This window comes from Pedobacter sp. 01N310, from assembly GCF_056399805.1.
This window is the reverse complement of record NZ_JBFTSB010000002.1, coordinates 95,913-114,675: the sequence shown is the minus strand read 5'-3', so window position 1 is coordinate 114,675 and position 18,763 is coordinate 95,913. Positions and strand designations below refer to the sequence as shown.

The window sequence follows — 18,763 nt, the reverse complement described above, 5'->3', positions numbered from 1 at the left end:
TAATTAATAATAAAAATGAAATTTTTAAACCTAATTTTAGTATTAACCGGTTTGATTACCCTTAATACTAATGCACAAACAAAAGTTGACTCTCCGGAAGAAAAACTAGAAAAGGATAGAAAAGCAATAAAATCATTGGCTGGTTTTTATGAAGTGAATTTCAACTACGGTGAAGTTACCGCTCCAGATCCAAACTACAAATTCAGTAAGCCTTACGAAAGCCATGGTAACGAATGGGCAGAGATTATTGTTGATGAACCTAAAAGAATTGTAATTCAACACATGTTGGCCATTAATGATACCACGGTTATTAAACACTGGCGCCAGGATTGGACGTATGAAGACACCAATATTATGCTTTATACCGAAGGTAATGCATGGAAAAAAGGCAATTTAACGCCAGCCAATGTAAAAGGAAAATGGACACAAAAAGTTTATCAGGTTGACGATAGTCCACGTTACCAGGGTTACGGAACATGGAGCCATGTTGGTGGTCACGACTCTTGGTCGAGCGAAACAGATTCTCCACTACCAAGAAGAGAATCTACTGTGCGTAAAGATTACAACGTGTTAAACCGTGGCAGCAGAATTACCATTACTAAAAATGGTTGGATGTTTGAGCAGGACAATAAAAAAATAGTGCGTTCTGCTGATGGCGATAAACTTTTAGCTGTTGAAAAAGGTTATGAGGAGTTTACGAAAATAGACCCTAAAACTTTCGCATATGCGCAAAAATGGTGGGCCAGCCAACACACCTACTGGGCAGATGTTCGTGGTGTTTGGGCTGACATTATTGGTTCGCAAAACACATTCAAAGTACAAACTATGGCAAATGGCAAATTGCTTTACGAAACACTTTTTAACCTGGGCGATCAATCTATTAAAGAAAAATGGACAGCAAGCCAGAACAAAGAAAAAATTAAAACAGCTTTACAGCCTTATTTGGTAAAGTAAAACAATTGTTTTTATAGAGAATGGTTGATGGCTAATGGCAATGCCCGTTAACTGCCAACCATTTTTATTTGCCGTCATGCTGTCCCGGAGGCTCGGGGTCAGCATCCATTAAGACCGTAAAATAAATTCAGGGTGACGATCAATTTTGTCGTTAATTTTATTACTAAATTTCGAGATGAAAAAATTTGGCTTCATCATCTTCCTGTTTTTAGCAATCAACACTTTCGCGCAAGACTCTACCTATACCAGAAATGTAGTAAATACCCTTACTTCAAAACAATTTTGGGGCAGAGGTTATACCAAAGACGGGATGAAAAAATCTGCCGATTATATTGCTGATGCTTACCAAGGAATTGGACTACTTCCAATGGGCTCTGATTATAAACAGAATTTTAATTTCCCAGTAAATACATTTCCAGGAAAAATGATGGTGGCAATAAATGGTCAAAAGCTAATCCCTGGTAAAGATTTCATTGTAAACAATGAGAGCCCCAGCGTTAAGCAAAAAGCAAATTTAACCGAGGTTGATAGTCTTAATTATCAGGTTTCTCCATCGTTAAAGATTTTATTAAAAGACAAATTAACCTGGTCTGTAGCTACGGAAGTTGGTGATATGACAACCATCCAGCTTAACAAAAAGAACTTTACCGCAACACCAAAAGAAATTAATGTTGATATTGAAAACAAATTTATTCCGAACTTTGAGGCAGCTAACATTTGCGGTTTAGTTAAGGGTACTAAATTCCCTGATTCCATTTTAATCATTACAGCACATTATGATCATTTGGGTGGAATGGGTGCTGACACTTATTTCCCCGGCGCAAATGACAATGCCGCTGGCGTAGCTACTTTATTAAGTTTAGCCAAATATTATGCCGCCAATCCCCAGCCCTACTCCATTGGTTTTATCTGTTTCGCAGGCGAAGAAGCTGGATTATTGGGATCTAGATATTTTGTGGAAAACCCTTTAATTCCTTTAAGCAGGATTAAATTCCTAATCAACTTAGATTTGGTTGGAACCGGTGAAACCGGCATGACGGTAGTTAATGCATCCGTGTATCCTAAAGCATTTGCGCTGCTAAACGCAATCAATAACCAAAATCATTACATCTCGAAAATAAACTCCAGAGGTAAAGCAGCCAACAGCGATCACTATTTCTTTACCGAAAAAGGTGTTCCAGCATTCTTTATCTATACCCAGGGTGGTCCCTCCGCTTATCACGATGTGTTCGATAAACCTGAAACATTACCGCTTACCGAGTATAAAGATCTGTTTAAACTGATCGTTGGATTTAACCAGAAACTGATGGAATAACTTTATTTTATGACGAAACCCTTAAATCAAGATACAAACCGTTAATTCTCGATTTCTCCGATTGGGATAATATTATCCGCCATTGGGATATGCGCTTTCTCAGCCCCATTGCATTAGCTTGGGGCTTCTTCTTTTTAACGCTATGTAATTTTTTCGTTTGGTATTTGCAAAAACACCTTTAGTCAGCTATTTTTACCTAAAAGATTAGTTGTTTTAATTTGATGCAACGTTTCGTCAGCCTGTACGCCTTATAACCAACCAAGCCAGATTTTTAGTCTGTCACATTTTTTATATCGTTCATCACATTTATCTGTACCATAAAAACGTAGCACCTAATTTTAGCTTGCTTATTTAAAATATACATGAAGAAACTCTTACTTTCAATCGCCTTTACCTTAGCTATTTTTAATTTATTTGCACAAAAAAACGGAAGCATTACCGGAATTTTAGCCGATAGCGCCAATCACAAAACCACCTTAAATTACTCAACGGTTTCAGTATATAAAGTTGGCGATAGTATATTGAGCACTTATAAATTATCGGACGACAAAGGCGTTTTTAAAATCAATGGTTTAACCATAGGCGTAAAATACCGTTTAGTGGTAACCGCATGGCAGTATGGAACATACCGGAAAGAGGTTGAACTAACTGCAGCCAATCCCGCATTAAATTTGGGTATCCTCTATCTTTCCGTTAAGGCAAATGACCTAAACGAGGTTGTAATTTCGGGAGAAAGGCCACCAGTAATTGTACGTAAAGACACTATTGAATTTAATGCAGAATCCTTTAAAACCCTGCCATCAGCGGTGGTAGAAGATCTGTTAAAAAAGCTTCCAGGCGTTGCTATTGCAGCCGATGGATCTATACAGGTTAACGGTAAAACAGTTAGTAAAATTTTAGTAGACGGAAAAGAGTTTTTTGGTGGCGACCAGCAGATTGCGACCAAAAATTTACCCGCTAATATCATAGATAAGGTACAAGTGGTTGATGATAAACAGGCCAAAAGACGTGATCCGGATTTAACTGCAGCAGAAATCCCGCAGATTATCAATTTAAAGTTAAAAAAAGCGATTAAAAAAGGAGCTTTCGGCAAATTGTATGCTGGTGGAGGCCTAAAAGACCTTTACCAGGCCGGTGGATTAATGAATTTCTTTAGAGATACTACACAGGTAAGTATATTGGCTTATGGCAACAATATCAATCAGCCAGGCTTTAACCCCAATGATGTGCAACGGATAGGCGGATTTAACAGAAGCGGTGTAAACTCCATGATGATGACCTCAGGAGGTTATTTCGAGTTCAACGGTATTAATTTTGGCGGAAGTTATAATGGTGTTCAGGCTTCATCTGGTGGTGGTTTTAATTTTAACACTTTAACCAAAAAAGGGATCAAAATTAATACCCAATATTTCTTCGGCCGATCAGATAATCTTCTGGAGAAACTCACCAATACCAACCAAACATTAGGTACTGACAGGTTAATTACCAACGCCAGCGAAAATACCAATTCTCTTGTTCTAAAACACAATATTGGTGGAAAATTAGATTGGCAAATCGACTCTTTAACACAACTGACCATTGAGCCGGCAATTGTGCTCAGCTCCAACAATTCGGTGAGTAAGGTTTCTTCAGGCAACAATAATGCGAATAATCAGCTCATTAATACCCTCGAAAATTTGAATGACTTGAATACTTCCAGCAACAAATATCAGTTAAGGGCCGATTTTAGTAAGGATTTTAAAAAGGCTGGAAGATCTTTCAATATCGGAGCCGATATTTCTGCAACCCCCAACCCAATTATCAATTACAACAGGAGCAGTAGTATTTTTTACCTTAGGCCATCTACTTCAGAAGTTGATCAATTAAGGAATAATACCATTGATAATTTCAGGTCTTACTTCTATGGCAATTATACCGAACCAATTAGCAAAAAACTGAATTTTAAAGCAGATGTAAGCGGAAACATCATCAATAACGAAAATGCGTTAAGCACTTTTTACCGCAATCCGGCTAACCAGCTGTACGATATTGTTGTGCCAGATTTATCGCAAACTGTTAAACAGGCCGGTTTTAAAACCAATACAAACATCAGCCTGGGATACAAAGTAACCAAAGATCTTTACCTTCAACCGGGATTGGTACACAACTACATTTCGTTAAACAACCGCTTTACCAATACAGCAGATATTGACCAGCGCTATAATTTTATGTGGCCAACATTTCAGTTGAAGTACAAAATATTCCGTCTTAACTATTCTGCTCGCTTTGCAGAGCCGAACGTAAGTTACCTTCAACCCGTTGCAGATAATACCAATGCATTTTACATCAGAAACGGCAATCCGAATCTTTTGCCTGCCCGCACGCAGAATTTAAGCATGAATATGTACAAATACGATCCTAAAAGCATGATTAATTACAATTTATACGGTTATGGTAGTTTCACAAAAAATGGCGTGGTGAATACCATTACCATAAATAACGGCGTTCAAACAATCAATCCGATTAACAAAAGCGGTATTTACAATTTTAGTGGCGGAGCCAATATTTCAAAAGATTTCAAAAAAGATAAAACAAGTTTAAAAGTAGGTTTAGGTTTCTGGGCCAATTTCGATCATACACCCGTTATCGTAAATAACATCCAAAGTGATGCGAATGTATTTTACGTAGGGCCAAATGGAAGTGTGAGGTTAAACCTGAACGATAAGGTTGAGATTAACCAGTCGTATTCGGTAAACCTGAATCGCAGTAAGTACGAGGATAGCTATTATACTAACATTAGCTACAATACCCACCAAAGCACATCCGAACTGATTATCCGTTACCCCAAAAAACTGGTTTTTGAAACCAGTTATTCTTTAATGATCAATGACCAAAAAATTGCAGGATATAACAATAACATCAAATTCTGGAATGCCGCTCTTACTTACCTATTTATGAAAAACGACAGGGCGCAGTTAAAATTCTCGGTGAATGATATTTTGCAGAGCAATGTGCGTAGGAACATCCAGATTACGGGCAACAGTGTTATCGATACGCAGAGCAATAACCTGGGTAGATATGGCATGCTTACCCTTACTTATAATATCCAAAACTTTGGACAAAAAGTTGGCGGCAGACAAACGTTTTTTAATTTTTAGGTTGATTTAGCGTCATTTCGACCGCAGTGGAGAAATCCAATCCCGAGGTCTGTGTCTTCACAAACCTCAGCGAAAATTCTTCTTTTCAAACTTTTCATAATGGTCTGTGGAGACACAGACCATTGAAACAATTTATCATTACAAAAACATTTCCGCAAGCAACTCGTACGATCTTATCCGGTCTTCAAAATGCTCGGTAATGGTAACTGCCATCAGTTCATCAACATCATAGTCGGCAGCCAGTTTGGTAAGCCGCTCTTTAATTACAGTTGGCGTGCCATAAATCATCCGCGGTTTATTGGCATTAATCCGTTCCTGCTCTGCAGCGTTATAACTAATGTCTTTAATATCGTTCCAACCTACAGCAGTTAAGCCTCCGCCCTTCTCTAGCTGGAGAAAACGGTAAGCCATTAAAGCCTCCTGTTGTTTTACCTTTTCTTCATCTTCTGAGCAGAAAACAAAAAGTGCCACGTTTTCAACTGGTTTTGCCAAATCAACCGAAGGTTTAAAATGTTCCCGGTAGTATTGAACAGCCTGTGGTCCTCCATGCGGATTAATAAAATGCGCAAAAGAAAAACCCATTCCAAAGTGGGCCGAGAATAAGGCACTTTGTCCGCTGCTGCTCAAAAGCCATTGCTGCGGAACAGTTTCAGCAATGGGAATGGCTTTTATTTTGGCCTGGATACCACCATCAGAGGTATCATGCAAGTAATGTTGTAGCTCACGCAGTTGTTCTACAAAATCCTGCTCGCTCCAATTGTTTGATGGGTTAAGCATCGAAGCCGTAATGCGGTCGGTACCCGGTGCACGGCCCATTCCCAGATCGATCCGGTTAGGGTGCATCACTTCCAGCAAACGAAAACTTTCTGCAACCTTTAGCGCACTATGGTTGGGCAGCATAATACCGCCCGAACCTATTCTTAAAGTTTTGGTATGATTGGCCAGATGGGCAATTAAGATCTCGGGCGTTGAACCCGCCAAACTGGTGGTATTGTGATGTTCTGAAACCCAGAAACGGTGATATCCCAATCTTTCGGTTTCCTGTGCAAGTATAGTGGTTTCTTCAATGGCACGGCGGGCTGTAACACCCTTGCGAACCGGCGATTGATCTAACACACTAAGTTTAATTTTCGTATTGCTCATATTCGTATCTAACAAATTTATGAGCCTGTTAATTTAAAATAGGCGTGCGAAAAGCTTTATGACTTTTAGATTATTGCGCCAAAGTCAATTTGACCAAATACTGATCTTCGCCATCATCAAAAATCAATTCAGCATCCCATCCCGTTTCTTTTGCAATCTGTTTAATGGTTTCTTCATCTATATAAATCCAGTTAAACCAATTGCCTTTTTCGCCTTTATATTCGTACTGATAAGATACCTCACCATAATACTGGTTTTGCGGTTTAGGCATGTCCTCATATAAATAAGAAATATCAGAAGAATCGAAAATCACCTGTCCATCGGGATTGATGAGGTCTTTTAGCCTGATCAGGAAATCCTTAAAACCGGGCAAAGTTCCGGTTAAACCGATGCCGTTCATAAGCATGATAATGGTATCGAATTTCTCCTGATAGGTAAAAACATCTTGTATGAATGCTTTTTTCACACCACGCGCTTTCATAATATCAACAGCTGCTTCGGAAATATCAATAGCCGTTACATCGATATTAAAAGCCTGTAAAAGTAAAGCATGACTGCCAACACCGGCACCAATATCCAATACCTTTCCACTGCACATGTGCAAAGCCTGAAGCTCTAAAACGGGCATATCTTCATCATCACGAAAGAAGAATTCTAAAGGCATTTCTTCTGGTTCGCCATACGAATTGTGCAACCAAAGCGTATCAGCCTCCCCGGTTCTATAAATATCTGTTAACGCTTTACCAAAAACATCCATGTGGGCAAAGATAGGGAGGAAAGCTGAAAGACTAAAGCTTAAAGAAAATGAGGAATAAAAAAACCATCATTACAACAAATAAATTATAAGTTAGTCGAGAGAATAAAAGTCTGGATTACAAATCCAGACCAACGCTTATCGTTACTCAATCTCAAATACCTGATGATATTCGGGAATAGCCACATGTTTAAAACCTGCATCTTTCAATTTGCTGGCGAAATGTTGCTGTACTTCGTATTCTCCATGTACCAAAAACAGCTGTTTTACTTTAGCCGGGTCCTGACCTGATAAAAAATGCAGTAAATCTTCATAATCGCCATGTGCGCTCATCGATTTTATCGATTGCACTTCGGCTTTAACCTCATATTCATCGCGGAAAATCTCTACAACTTTTTGTCCGGCAATTAACCTGCCACCAAGCGATTTTGGTTCGCAATAGCCCACCATTAAAATGGTATTTTTCTGGCTGTCAATATTGTTCCTGATGTGGTGCTTTACCCTGCCCGCCTCTGCCATGCCTGATGCGGAAATAATTACACATGGCCTGGGATCGGCATTTAAAGCTTTAGACTCTTCTACGCTTTCGATAAAACGCAGGCCTTTAAAACCAAATATATCATGATCTACCTTTAAAGTTTCTTTAACGCCATTATTGTAAACTTCTGGGTGGTTTTTAAGAATTTCTGTTGCCTTTGAAGATAAAGGGCTATCTACATAATAAGGTACATCAGGTAATTTACCTTTTAATTCTAAACCATTTAAGGCATAAAGCAGCTCCTGTGTACGGCCCACAGCAAAAGCTGGAATAATTACTTTTCCCTTTTTTACTTTACAGGTATGATTAATAATCTCTAAAAGCATGTTTTCAATTGGATCGAGATCTTTATGTAGCGAATCGCCATAGGTTGATTCCATTAAGATATAATCGGCCTGATCAAACTGCTGCGGACTTTTTAAAAGCAGGTCGCCATAACGGCCAACATCTCCAGAAAAGGTAATCCGCGTAGGTTTTCCTTCTTCTGTAATGGTAAGATGTACCGCAGCACTGCCTAAAATATGCCCTGCATCAGTAAACTTTAACCGAATTCCCGCCTCAATCTCGAAATCTTCTTCATACTCCACAATTTTCATCAGACTAAGCGTTTTGGTAACGTCTTCATCGGTGTAAAGCGGTTCTTCCATTTCTTCGCCTTCGCGCAGATGGCGGTTAGAAAATTCTGCATCCTGCATCTGGATTTTGGCAGAATCCATCATTAAAATGCGGGCCAGATCCATAGTTGCCGAAGTACAGAAAATTTTACCTTCAAATCCTTCTGCAACCAATTTAGGCAATAAGCCACAATGATCTATATGCGCATGTGATAAAACCAGGTAAGTAACCTTTTTGGCATCGAAACCAAAAAAATCGTTTAATTTATCCGTAACACGGCCCATTCCCTGGAATAAGCCACAATCTAATAATATCTGGGTACCGTTTTTTAAGGTAATAAGGTGCTTACTCCCCGTAACAGTACGGGCGGCACCATGAAAAGCAATGTTCATCAAGATGGTGGTTAGAAAATATATAGAATAAAAATGCCGGATATTTCCGGCACTTCCAATTCTTTATGCATTTATTTCTGCTATTTTATCTTTCACCTTATCGGCTACACCTGTAGCTTTATCTGTTAAACCCGCTAATTTTTCTTTTGAAGCGTCTAATAGATCAGCAAAAAAATCTGATACTTTACCTTTTAAATCGCTTGTCGAATCTGAAGATAATGCCAATGCGATTGTTGCACCAAGTGCTGCTCCAGCTAATACGCCTACTATAATTTTTGTTTCCTTTGTCATAACTTTATTCTTTAAATAATTAAACATTAATTGGCACTTGTTGTTTTGCTTTTATTACAACATAAATCATTCCATTTAAATGAAGCATATTTTTTTTATCGATCTAGACAATACCATTTATTTTACCAAACCAAATGAAGAACAGTTAATGGGTGAGTTATACAATTTCCTGGAAAGTTTGGATTTAGGGATCAGTAAAGAAGATTTTCAGCTTGCAAAACAAGACATGCTTAGAACGCCTTTTCAAAAAGTGGCCAAAAAATATGGCTTTAGCGAAGAATTAATGCCCGATATACTTGCTTATTTGCAAAACCGCCAGGTAACGAAACCATTAAACCCAAGTGATGATTATCATTACATTAAAAGTCTTAAAGGCCGGAAATTTATTGTAACGGCAGGTTTCCCAAAACAGCAAACCTCAAAAGTAAAGATGTTGGGCATTGCTGATGATTTTGAAGCCGTACATGTTGTAGATGTTTCGACCACCAACAAAAAGGAAGCTTTTAAATTGTTGATTGATAAATATGCCTTAAACACGGATGATATTTTAATTATAGGAGACGATGCAGAATCGGAAATTAAATTTGGTCTGCAACTGGGGATAGCTACTTTTTTACTCGATCCCGAAAACCTGCACCCAAATGCCGAAAGCACTTTTAGGGGAACCGATTTAAGCAAGCTTCATGCAGCGGCTGGGCAGTAATATAACCACATTTTTTCTCGTGCTGTCTCCCTAAGGGATAATTATTTCATAAAAATCAATATAAATGAAATTAAGGAGACCCTGGAAAGTATCGTCATTCCCAACTTGATTGGGAATCTTAATGCGTTCGCTAGTAGCAATAGTTTTAACATTGCTTCATGCCTCGCATCAGATTGCTATCGGGTGGCAACCTATCTATTAGGAGAGCGTTTTTCTGCAACTATTTAGGTTTATTCCCGCTTTCCGTTTTATCCCGATGAAGGATCGGGATGTTCACTCCAATCGGGTCTAAGTGGCTTGTTAAGTGGTGCTATTTTTGGCTGGGTGCTTAGCTGCACAAACCTTTGTTTCTAAACCCGGTAGTAACGGCAGCCTCCTCCCGATTTCACATCGGGATTTATCGGAGCTATAGCGGATAATGGGACTGCTGTTCCCGAAGCAATACTGAATGTTCATTTCCAATCCTAAAGCATTAACTGCCTTCTTGTTAGTAAGATTATAAGCTTCTTAAATAAAAAAGTCCCGATTTTCATCGGGACTTATCAATCTATCCTCTACCACCTCTTGATGGTCTTCCTCCTTCAGAGCCGCTTCTTTCACCACCTCTTTGCTGTTGCTGTTGCTGTTGCTGTGGCGCTTCTGTTCTTCTTTGTTCTTGTCTTTGTTGCTGCTGTTGTGCCCTTTGTTGTTGAGCCTGAGCATCACGCTGTGAGCGTTCTTGTTGTTGTTGTTGCGCTTGTTGAGCACGTTGTTGCTGTGCCTGGGCATCGCGTTGTGCTCTTTCTTGTTGCTGAGCTTGAGCCTGCTGCGCACGTTGTTGTTGCATTTGCTCATTTCTTTGCTGTTGCATCTGCGCATCTCGCTGAGTCCTTTCCTGTTGTTGGGCTTGAGACTGTTGTGCACGTTGCTGTTGCAGCTGCTCATTACGTTGTTGCTGTCCCTGAGCATCACGTTGCGTACGCTGTTGCTGAAATTGCTCGTTACGCTGTGCCCTTTGTTGCTCCATTTGAGCGGCACGTTGTTGTTGGTCTACCTGACCACGTTGCTGCGTTTGAACATCGCGCTGTGTACGTTGCTGATCTTGGCTCATACGGTCTTGCTGCGTACGTTGTTGTCTCATCTGCTCCAAACGTTGCTGATCTTGACCACGGTTTACATTTTCCTGTCCGTTTCTTCCGTCTACACCATTGGTATTGCCGCGGTTAACACGTCCATTAGCATCTCTATTATAAACTTCGCCTCTGTTATTAGGCTGATTATTATTATCTCTGCCTATAGTGCCGTTGTTTCTATCAGGTTGTCCGGTACGGTTATCTCCTCTCGATCCAAAACGGTTATCGTTATTATTGCTATTACCGCCTCTTTGATCGCGATTGGTATAACCTTCATTCCTTCCACCCCTGTTAATGCCAGCATTACCTTGCTCAAATTTTCTTGGTGCTGCACTACGATTATCAGCATTACGCTCTGGTCTAGGTCTGTAAATAGATACTTCCCTACTATTAATCCTGCTTGCACCTGGTCTAGAACCTTGCGCATATCTGTAAACGGTTACATCTCTATTAGTTGCACGTCTTATATCTTCTACCCTCGGGCCACCATAATAGGTTCTTCTGTTATAAACATAAGTGTTATTGATAATGGTGGTATTGCGGATATATACATTATTGCGGCCGTAATCATATCTTGGGAAAGTATTGATATAAATATTGCGTTGTGGAATAAAGTTCCAGCAAAATTCTGGCACCGAATATCGACGGCCAAAACTTAGGTTAATACTAATGCTTGGCGCCATTGGAGCCCATCCGTAATAACCATCACCACTTCTCCAATCTACCCAGGCTGGTCCCCAATTGGTATCAGGCAACCAGATCCATTGTCTGTAACTGTTAATTACCCAACGACCATAGTGGAAAGGTGCCCAGCCCCAATCGTAATTGGAAACCCAGGTATTACCGTATTCGGTCATCGCCCAACGTCCGTTTGTATAATATGGCCTAAATTCGCTTTGATCTACATCAGGGCGCCAAACATATCCATATTGAGGATCTTGTATCCAGGTACCATAAGGCGAAAGTTCATCGTAAAAAGTCTGTAAAGAAACATTGCCAGTGCTATAACCATCGTCCTGGTAATCGTTTTGATAGTCTTGTGCCCTGACAAGGGTTGTGGTTCCGGCAAGGAGCGCAAATAGCCCCAGCACAAGTGCCGTAGATTTCAGTGTTTTCATTTGTGTGTTTTATTTTAATAACCTAATGTGTGTGTATCAATTAGAGAACCAAAAATGCAGAAGGTTTAATATGCATGCATAGTTTCTGTGTTTTCCTTCAAATATTGCCCTATGAGGCATATTTAACTAATATTTAACGTTTTAAGCACATTTTAATTGTGCAGAAAATAAGTCAGTTAGAAATAAAATTTGCTACACCTTTGGTTACAAAAGAGATTATATTGCCAGTACTGTAAACTTTAGAACTTAAATTCTATTTATTGTGAGTATTTTTGTAGCATGCAAAAAGGCACTTTATACCTTATTCCCGTACCATTGGCTGAAGAGGTAGCACACAAAACTTTTACCCCTTATTTGGTTGATACCATTAACCAGATTGATACCTACATTGTAGAAAATAGTAAAACAGCCCGTCGGTTTTTGAAAGAGGCTGGTTTAAAAACACCGCAAAAAGATTTGATCGTACACGATTATGGCAAACATAACCGGACAGATTTAGGTCAGTTTTTTGTTGAGCTTGCTGCCGGAAAAGATGTAGGCTTAATGAGCGAAGCTGGTTGTCCCGGCATTGCCGATCCTGGAGCTGATATTGTTGCCGAAGCACATAAACGCGGCATTAAAGTAGTTCCATTGGTGGGGCCAAGTTCGATTTTGCTGGCTTTAATGGCCTCAGGTTTTAACGGACAGAGTTTCGCCTTTTGGGGTTATTTACCGATCGACAAAGAGCAACGTACCAAACGGATTAAAGATTTAGATTTATCGGCAAGCCGTTATAAACAAACACAGATATTCATCGAAACGCCTTTCCGCAACAACCAGCTTTTTGAAGAAGTGCTGAAAAGCTGCAAACCCAATACACAGGTTTGTGTAGCTAGCAATCTTACTGCAGAAGATGAATTTATTAAAACTCAAAGTGTTTATAATTGGCGCAAAGAGGAGATAGATCTTCATAAACAGCCTACCATATTTTTGTTGTACTAGGTTTCCTTAGTCGAGCGTCATTCCCTCGAAGGAGAGAATCTTAAAGCTTATTGCATTACGATTCCCGATCAAGTTGGGGATGACGGACTACGCCATGAGAAATATTAGAATTTCAAAAAATCAAAACATATCCAATCCCACATTGGTTGTTATCATAGCGCTTTGCAATTATTCACTAAATCTTTGAGTTATGAAAAATACGAGCACACCAAAAAACAATCCAACAGTTCAGGGCAGTTCAATAGCTGACAGAGCTAACCACGATGTTAAAACAGATAAAAAAATCCAGGGAATAACCAATGGAGGCGGTCAACGGTCAGATCAAACTTCCAACAAGGACAATCAAAGAAAATACGATAACAAAAAGTAACTATAGGCAACTTAATATACCAAAAAGCTTGTCGGAAGATCCTTATTGAATGAGATTTTCCGACAAGTCATTATTTAACGAATGGTATTTTATTTCGCCATTACATTATAGAAATTATAATCCGTCATAGGGGCACCCGTTATTCCTAAATTATGGCAAATGGTAATGATCTGGCCACGATGGTAGGTACTGTGGTTGAACACATGTAACACATATTCAAAATTCTGAAAGTCGGAAGTAAACCAAGGACTTTGAATTTCTGTTTTCTCATTAAATCTATCTTCACTGATTGCAGTAATATAAACGGCTAAGTTTTCTGACTGTTTCAACAGCGCATTAAAAATATCATTCAAACTTCCATATTCGCGAAATTCGAATTCGGTTTTAGTGAGAATTGAATACCAATACTCCTGTGCCTGTAAAATATGGGCAAGCGTTAACTTCACACTTTTAAAACTCGATAATACTTCCTGCTCCAATAACTCTTCAGGATGATTTTTTAACCAATTTACCAAGGTTAAATTTGCCCAGAAATTATAGTTTGCATAATTTTTCATTAAATACACAAGGGAAGTTTCTTCCATTGTTTCTGCGAATAATTGTTCCTGTACCATGTCTTTTTTGTTTTAGTTACACAAAGAAAATACAGGCGACTGACAACCCTATGGCAGTGTAAAAATCAACATAAAAATATTTTTAAAATAAAGTGTTTTCTTCATTTCAGTTTACATTTCCCATCATGCATTTCCCCCTCTTACCTGATCATCCTGTCAGGAGAAAAAGCAATAAAATATTCTGATCCGGTTTGGATACTAACATTAAGATCTGGCACATTAATTTTAGGTTGTTCCTTAAGCTGTGATAATACGCTTGCTGCAAAATCATGTATCTTTTTTGGGTCTACCTGAACAGAAACCGTAGGGAAGAAATCGTGCTCTATTTCTGCCTTTCCCTGCTCACTTACCTGGCTAAACTTCCACGATTCTTTGGTCCGAAAACCATTTTCGTTGTTGGCATTGTTTAAATGATATAAAAACACTTTCGCCTGTAAGGCTATACTCTCATTTTGCATATTATAAAATTTGGGCTTTTTTGGCCATAATTTGGCAAGGTAAGAAGAATTAACCGGTAGTATGTTTTTTTTGGTTGGTAAGCGACATGGAATTAATCTTGTTTTTCTTTGACGACTCTTATTTAACTAAAATATTATCGATAAAACAGATTGTTTATGTAAATTTTTAAATACAAACATAAATTTAAAACATTACAAAGCATATTGATTATGTTTTCGTGTAAAATTATCCTACAGCCAAAATTAATGTAACAAGTTCTGTTACATTTGTTTATCAGCTCCGAAAGGACTTAACTAACTTAAACTTCATGAAAAATAATCTAAAAAAGATTGCCATCGTTGCCATGGTGGCAGTGGTAATTGCAGCCTGTAAAAAAAATCAGGAATCGATCACTGAGCCTCAAGAAACGGTAAAAAATTCGGACAAAGTTTTGCAGTACATTAAAGACCTGGGCTTCCCTGCAACAAGTATTGTTGATAATGGAAATGAATTTATCGTAGAAGAAGATATTACATTCCCCAAAAACATGGAAATCCCTGCTAATGGCGCTGGCGCTAAAACTGAGCAGTATTATACCGGAAGCATTGTAAACAGCACTAAAAAGCTAAACATTAGAATTTTTGTAGATCCGTCTATGACTTCTATGGGCAGCGAGATCAATAGTGCTATTGCGCAATGGAATGGTGTTCCAAATTCGACCTTACGTTTTAGCGTGGTAACTACAGCACCTTATGATATCCTGATCAAAGATGAAAATTTAGGAAATGGTGTTTGTGGGCAAGGACAGTTCCCTTCGGGAGGAAGTGCAGGTGCTTTGGTTAAAATCAATAAAAATTACATTGCTGGTAATTCGTTTGCCCAACGTGCCAGAACAATATGCCATGAATTCGGTCACTGTATTTCTTTCAGACATACCAACTGGGCAGCTCAGGGCGAATCGACCGCTACAAATGTTCCTGGTGTTACCGGAACGGATGCCTTATCTCTTATGAATGGTGGCCAATGTGGATCGGGTGCCACAGTATTATCGCAAAAAGATAAAGATGCTACTGCTGTATTATATTAAAATTTGCTAAAAAACAACTAAACAAACCTAAACTGGTCTATAAGGAGCTGATAATTATAAGCCCGGGAGCTCATTGCAGCACCCGGGCTTATTCTTTTGACAAGGCAATAATGTTTTTTCCTTCTAAAATCCTCCGCTCGCCATTATGGTTTAAAGTATTAATCATGGCATTGCCCAGTTCGGCCATAGTGCAAAACCCATCTGGATAAACGGCCCTTCCAATAGGAAATAACCAATTGATATATTTATAAAATTTATGGGCATATTTTTGTCCTGGCAGCGGCTTAATAAAACCCGGGCGAAAATTAAACACCTGCCCGAAAGGCAATTTCATTAAATCATGCTCTGTTTTACCCTTTACCTGTGCCCATTTCAACCGTCCATTTTCATTGGTTCCTCCACCGGAAACATAACAAAAAGTCATCCCCTCATTTAGCTTACTTAACGTTTCTGCAACATGCATGGTTAGCGTATAAGTCATTTTGTAATAGATATCGTTATTAACACCTACCGAAGTAATCCCTAAACAAAAAAAACATGCATTGTAACCCGAAAGCTGATTTTCAATCTGCGAAAAATCGAAAAAATCGGGATGGATGATCTCTTTAAGCTTTGGATGGCTATAACCACATGGCTTGCGGTTAATCACTAAAACAGTATCAATTTCAGGGCTGTTTAGGCACTGCATTAATACCCCTTCGCCAACCATCCCAGTAGCACCGGTTATGATTACATTATTCTGATCTCTGGTTTTTCCCATAATATGATTTGCTTAATAAACAAAAGCTAAAAAAGAGGTACTTTGTTTCATTGCTAAGGTAATATAAACAAAAAGAGCAACTGATTAGGTTGCTCTTAAAGTTATTTTACACTGGCTTTCATTTGATAATCTTTAGGTGGTTCTGTTCCTAAAAGATGTTGTACAAAATAATCCCAACGACGACGCATCATATAAGGTGAGTATTCACCATAACCATGTGCACTATTTGGAAAAATAACCAGATCGAAAGATTTATTTGCTTTTTCTAATGCCTCTACAACCAATAATGTGTTGTAAGGCGGCACGTTATCATCCATCATACCATGAACCAACATCAGTTTCCCTTTTAGGTTTTTAGCATAGTTCTGGTTGGCTTGTGCTTCATAATCGGCGTTTTCTACCAAACCATTGTAACGTTCGCCCCAATCGTCCTCGTAGTTTCTATTGTCATGATTACCTGATTCGGAAATTCCTACTTTAAAGAAATCCGGATAACGGAACATGGCCGCAGCTGTGGCAAAACCTCCGCCCGAGTGTCCCCAGATACCGACTTTTGTCGTATCAATAGGATATTTAGCAGAGAGCTGCCTGATAGCCGCTATCTGATCGGGTAAAGTATTCTCAGCCATATTGCCATAGCTCATATCATGAAAACTTTTAGAGCGGTCTGGGTTACTGGTCCCTTCTATTACCACTACAATAAAGCCTAGCTCGGCCAAAGCCTGATTATCGCCACGTGAGGCAGCAAAAGACCAACTGCCTACGCTACCACCCTGAGGACCTGGATAAATATAATCGATAACTGGATATTTCTGGCCAGCATCCATTTTTGTCGGTGTGAAAACCAGCCCGTAGATATCAGTTTTACCATCCTTGGCTTTAACAGAAACGGGGATAGGAGCTTTCCAGCCTGTAGCAGTTAACCTGGATACATCTGTTTTCTCTAAGGTGTTGATCAGTTTTCCGCTGATACTTCTTAGAACCGTAACGGCTGGTACATCTGGTTGTGAATAAGTGTCTACAAAATATTCGAACGATGGAGAAAATACCACCTGATGATTACCTTCTTCGGGGGTTAACGATGCTAAATTTTTTCCATCGAAACCGATTTTGTATAAATGGCTGAAATAAGGATTTCCTTTTTCGCGGCCGTTGGCCATGAAGTAAAGCGTACGTGTTTTTTCGTCTACTTTAACTAAACGGGTAACTACGAAATCGCCTTTCGTAATCTGGTTCTTCAATTTTCCATTGGTAGCATCATATAAGTATAAATGACCCCAGTTATCTCTTTCCGAATACCAGATAATCTCTTTAGACGCAGGAAGGTAACGCCAGTTGATGGCTCCCTGACCAGATTCGTATTGTGTTTTTACCGTTTCTTCGAAAACTTCGCGAACGGCCCCTGTTGTGGTATTGGCAATACGGAATTTTTCATTTTTATGATCGCGGGAGGTGGACAGAAATGCTACTTCAGTGCCATCGGCTTTCCAATCGATATCATCAAAAGTACCACTGCTCGAAATATCATCACTTAAGGTAGCACGGTGTTGATCTGCAGGGATGTTTAGCGAAACCATCTTCGCGTTTTCTACATCAATCACCACTCTTCTAATGGTTGCAATCTGTTTATCGCCTGGTAAAGGATATTTCCAGGCTTTTAATACTGGCGCGCCCACATTTGTGGTTACCAGATACATATCTTTCGAGTTTCTTTGGTCTTGTTGGAAAGTGGCTATCTTTTTCGAATCTGGCGACCAGCGCAAAATTGGCGCATCGCTATGTTTCCATCCTGCATTATCGGTAGCATAACCATAATCCTTAATGCCGTCAGTGGTCAATTGCGTTAATTTTCCAGTGGCTATATCTTTAACAAAAAGGTTATAATCTTTAATTAAAATGGCTTTTTTTCCATCGGGAGATAGAACTTCATTCCGGCTGGCCCCACGTCGAGATGGTGTTGCACTGCCTTTATAATCGGTAGTTAAAGTTTTTGTTTTCTTTACCGGATCTACCAAAAAAGTCTGTTCAGTGCCATTCGTTTTAGTAGTATACCAGAATTTATCATGCTCCAGCCAGTTAGGTTGCACGCTGGCATGGTCGATATACTTTGCGGTATTATAGCTCATAAAACATTCCGCCCTTTCGTAATCTTTAACGGTTAGGGACTTCTGCTGAGCATTTGCGGTAATGGCCAAAGTACAAGCCGTTACGGTAAGCCAATATTTATTCATCATGTTAGTTAATCTTGCGCTAAAAATAAGACTGTTTTAGGAAATGATTAGTATTAATCATGATACAAATTTAGGTGGTATATCGTTTTTAACCACAAAGAATACGGAGAGAGGCGTGAAGGGCACAGCGCTGGGAGTATAGCTTTCCACAATTTTTTTTATCATACAATTTATTTTGCACCATGTTAACCCTTTGGTTACCTTTTGGTT

General features: G+C 39.2%; 16 protein-coding genes. 7 read left to right on the top strand and 9 right to left on the bottom strand.

The features are described 5' to 3' along the window. The first annotated feature begins 15 nt into the window (after positions 1–15). From AC1DNH_RS06075 to AC1DNH_RS06065, 3 genes are all read left to right on the top strand, one after another. A complete protein-coding gene (locus tag AC1DNH_RS06075) occupies positions 16–954 on the top strand; it encodes a DUF6607 family protein (RefSeq protein ID WP_477610719.1) in 939 nt (312 codons plus the stop codon). A 175-nt stretch (positions 955–1,129) separates the two neighbouring features. Beyond that, the gene (locus AC1DNH_RS06070) at positions 1,130–2,269 is read left to right on the top strand and encodes a M28 family metallopeptidase (protein WP_477581495.1); all 1,140 of its coding nucleotides are present in this window, start codon (positions 1,130–1,132) and stop codon (positions 2,267–2,269) included. Positions 2,270–2,631: 362 nt separating this feature from the next. Then, a complete protein-coding gene (locus AC1DNH_RS06065) occupies positions 2,632–5,406 on the top strand; it encodes an outer membrane beta-barrel protein (protein WP_477581497.1) in 2,775 nt (924 codons plus the stop codon). Between the two features lie 138 nt (positions 5,407–5,544). On the opposite strand, the gene AC1DNH_RS06060 is transcribed toward AC1DNH_RS06065, so the two are convergent. The 4 genes from AC1DNH_RS06060 to AC1DNH_RS06045 all read right to left on the bottom strand — a co-directional run bounded on the left by AC1DNH_RS06060 (position 5,545) and on the right by AC1DNH_RS06045 (position 9,166). Next, a complete protein-coding gene (locus tag AC1DNH_RS06060; RefSeq protein WP_477581499.1) occupies positions 5,545–6,549 on the bottom strand; it encodes an LLM class flavin-dependent oxidoreductase in 1,005 nt (334 codons plus the stop codon). 70 nt (positions 6,550–6,619) lie between these two features. Beyond that, positions 6,620–7,306: a class I SAM-dependent methyltransferase gene (locus AC1DNH_RS06055; protein ID WP_477581501.1), complete on the bottom strand. Its 687-nt coding sequence runs from the start codon at positions 7,304–7,306 to the stop codon at positions 6,620–6,622. A 141-nt stretch (positions 7,307–7,447) separates the two neighbouring features. Continuing rightward, complete coding sequence (locus AC1DNH_RS06050) at positions 7,448–8,848, bottom strand: MBL fold metallo-hydrolase RNA specificity domain-containing protein (protein WP_477581503.1); 1,401 nt, start codon at positions 8,846–8,848, stop codon at positions 7,448–7,450. A 63-nt stretch (positions 8,849–8,911) separates the two neighbouring features. Next, positions 8,912–9,166 carry a YtxH domain-containing protein gene (locus AC1DNH_RS06045; RefSeq protein ID WP_230146651.1) on the bottom strand — a complete coding sequence of 85 codons (255 nt, stop codon included), beginning with the start codon at positions 9,164–9,166 and terminating at the stop codon, positions 8,912–8,914. A 52-nt stretch (positions 9,167–9,218) separates the two neighbouring features. Between AC1DNH_RS06045 and AC1DNH_RS06040 the strand changes: the two genes are divergently transcribed. Beyond that, positions 9,219–9,842 (top strand): HAD family hydrolase, encoded by a 624-nt coding sequence (locus AC1DNH_RS06040; protein WP_477608080.1) that lies wholly within the window; start codon positions 9,219–9,221, stop codon positions 9,840–9,842. Positions 9,843–10,389: 547 nt separating this feature from the next. On the opposite strand, the gene AC1DNH_RS06035 is transcribed toward AC1DNH_RS06040, so the two are convergent. Then, positions 10,390–12,072 carry a DUF6600 domain-containing protein gene (locus AC1DNH_RS06035; RefSeq protein WP_477608082.1) on the bottom strand — a complete coding sequence of 561 codons (1,683 nt, stop codon included), beginning with the start codon at positions 12,070–12,072 and terminating at the stop codon, positions 10,390–10,392. A gap of 279 nt (positions 12,073–12,351) precedes the next feature. On the opposite strand from AC1DNH_RS06035, the gene AC1DNH_RS06030 reads away from it, so the two are divergent. Together AC1DNH_RS06030 and AC1DNH_RS06025 are read left to right on the top strand one after the other, a co-directional pair. Further along, on the top strand, positions 12,352–13,053 hold the full coding sequence (locus AC1DNH_RS06030) for an SAM-dependent methyltransferase (RefSeq protein ID WP_029274984.1): 702 nt from the start codon (positions 12,352–12,354) through the stop codon (positions 13,051–13,053). 190 nt (positions 13,054–13,243) lie between these two features. Continuing rightward, positions 13,244–13,423, top strand: coding sequence for a hypothetical protein (locus tag AC1DNH_RS06025; RefSeq protein WP_057931837.1), 180 nt, complete (start codon positions 13,244–13,246; stop codon positions 13,421–13,423). Positions 13,424–13,512: 89 nt separating this feature from the next. On the opposite strand, the gene AC1DNH_RS06020 is transcribed toward AC1DNH_RS06025, so the two are convergent. Together AC1DNH_RS06020 and AC1DNH_RS06015 are read right to left on the bottom strand one after the other, a co-directional pair. After that, positions 13,513–14,037: a DinB family protein gene (locus AC1DNH_RS06020; protein ID WP_051691638.1), complete on the bottom strand. Its 525-nt coding sequence runs from the start codon at positions 14,035–14,037 to the stop codon at positions 13,513–13,515. Positions 14,038–14,177: 140 nt separating this feature from the next. After that, complete coding sequence (locus tag AC1DNH_RS06015; protein ID WP_029274987.1) at positions 14,178–14,495, bottom strand: hypothetical protein; 318 nt, start codon at positions 14,493–14,495, stop codon at positions 14,178–14,180. A gap of 308 nt (positions 14,496–14,803) precedes the next feature. Between AC1DNH_RS06015 and AC1DNH_RS06010 the strand changes: the two genes are divergently transcribed. Beyond that, positions 14,804–15,562: a M57 family metalloprotease gene (locus AC1DNH_RS06010; RefSeq protein ID WP_477584335.1), complete on the top strand. Its 759-nt coding sequence runs from the start codon at positions 14,804–14,806 to the stop codon at positions 15,560–15,562. A gap of 88 nt (positions 15,563–15,650) precedes the next feature. Here AC1DNH_RS06010 and AC1DNH_RS06005 read toward each other — a convergent pair whose 3' ends face one another. Both AC1DNH_RS06005 and AC1DNH_RS06000 read right to left on the bottom strand, forming a co-directional pair. Continuing rightward, positions 15,651–16,322 carry an NAD-dependent epimerase/dehydratase family protein gene (locus AC1DNH_RS06005; protein WP_477584337.1) on the bottom strand — a complete coding sequence of 224 codons (672 nt, stop codon included), beginning with the start codon at positions 16,320–16,322 and terminating at the stop codon, positions 15,651–15,653. 101 nt (positions 16,323–16,423) lie between these two features. After that, on the bottom strand, positions 16,424–18,556 hold the full coding sequence (locus AC1DNH_RS06000) for a S9 family peptidase (RefSeq protein ID WP_477608084.1): 2,133 nt from the start codon (positions 18,554–18,556) through the stop codon (positions 16,424–16,426). Between the last annotated feature and the right edge of the window lie 207 nt (positions 18,557–18,763).

Excerpts from the sequence above, each read along its gene's own strand:
- AC1DNH_RS06025 (WP_057931837.1), top strand. The coding sequence starts at position 13,244 with ATGAAAAATACGAGCACACCAAAAAACAATCCAACAGTTCAGGGCAGT.
- AC1DNH_RS06035 (WP_477608082.1), bottom strand. The coding sequence starts at position 12,072 with ATGAAAACACTGAAATCTACGGCACTTGTGCTGGGGCTATTTGCGCTC.
- AC1DNH_RS06030 (WP_029274984.1), top strand. The coding sequence starts at position 12,352 with ATGCAAAAAGGCACTTTATACCTTATTCCCGTACCATTGGCTGAAGAG.
- AC1DNH_RS06065 (WP_477581497.1), top strand. The coding sequence starts at position 2,632 with ATGAAGAAACTCTTACTTTCAATCGCCTTTACCTTAGCTATTTTTAAT.
- AC1DNH_RS06015 (WP_029274987.1), bottom strand. The coding sequence starts at position 14,495 with ATGCAAAATGAGAGTATAGCCTTACAGGCGAAAGTGTTTTTATATCAT.
- AC1DNH_RS06060 (WP_477581499.1), bottom strand. The coding sequence starts at position 6,549 with ATGAGCAATACGAAAATTAAACTTAGTGTGTTAGATCAATCGCCGGTT.
- AC1DNH_RS06005 (WP_477584337.1), bottom strand. The coding sequence starts at position 16,322 with ATGGGAAAAACCAGAGATCAGAATAATGTAATCATAACCGGTGCTACT.
- AC1DNH_RS06070 (WP_477581495.1), top strand. The coding sequence starts at position 1,130 with ATGAAAAAATTTGGCTTCATCATCTTCCTGTTTTTAGCAATCAACACT.
- AC1DNH_RS06020 (WP_051691638.1), bottom strand. The coding sequence starts at position 14,037 with ATGGTACAGGAACAATTATTCGCAGAAACAATGGAAGAAACTTCCCTT.
- AC1DNH_RS06045 (WP_230146651.1), bottom strand. The coding sequence starts at position 9,166 with ATGTTTAATTATTTAAAGAATAAAGTTATGACAAAGGAAACAAAAATT.
- AC1DNH_RS06055 (WP_477581501.1), bottom strand. The coding sequence starts at position 7,306 with ATGGATGTTTTTGGTAAAGCGTTAACAGATATTTATAGAACCGGGGAG.
- AC1DNH_RS06040 (WP_477608080.1), top strand. The coding sequence starts at position 9,219 with ATGAAGCATATTTTTTTTATCGATCTAGACAATACCATTTATTTTACC.
- AC1DNH_RS06000 (WP_477608084.1), bottom strand. The coding sequence starts at position 18,556 with ATGATGAATAAATATTGGCTTACCGTAACGGCTTGTACTTTGGCCATT.
- AC1DNH_RS06050 (WP_477581503.1), bottom strand. The coding sequence starts at position 8,848 with ATGAACATTGCTTTTCATGGTGCCGCCCGTACTGTTACGGGGAGTAAG.
- AC1DNH_RS06010 (WP_477584335.1), top strand. The coding sequence starts at position 14,804 with ATGAAAAATAATCTAAAAAAGATTGCCATCGTTGCCATGGTGGCAGTG.
- AC1DNH_RS06075 (WP_477610719.1), top strand. The coding sequence starts at position 16 with ATGAAATTTTTAAACCTAATTTTAGTATTAACCGGTTTGATTACCCTT.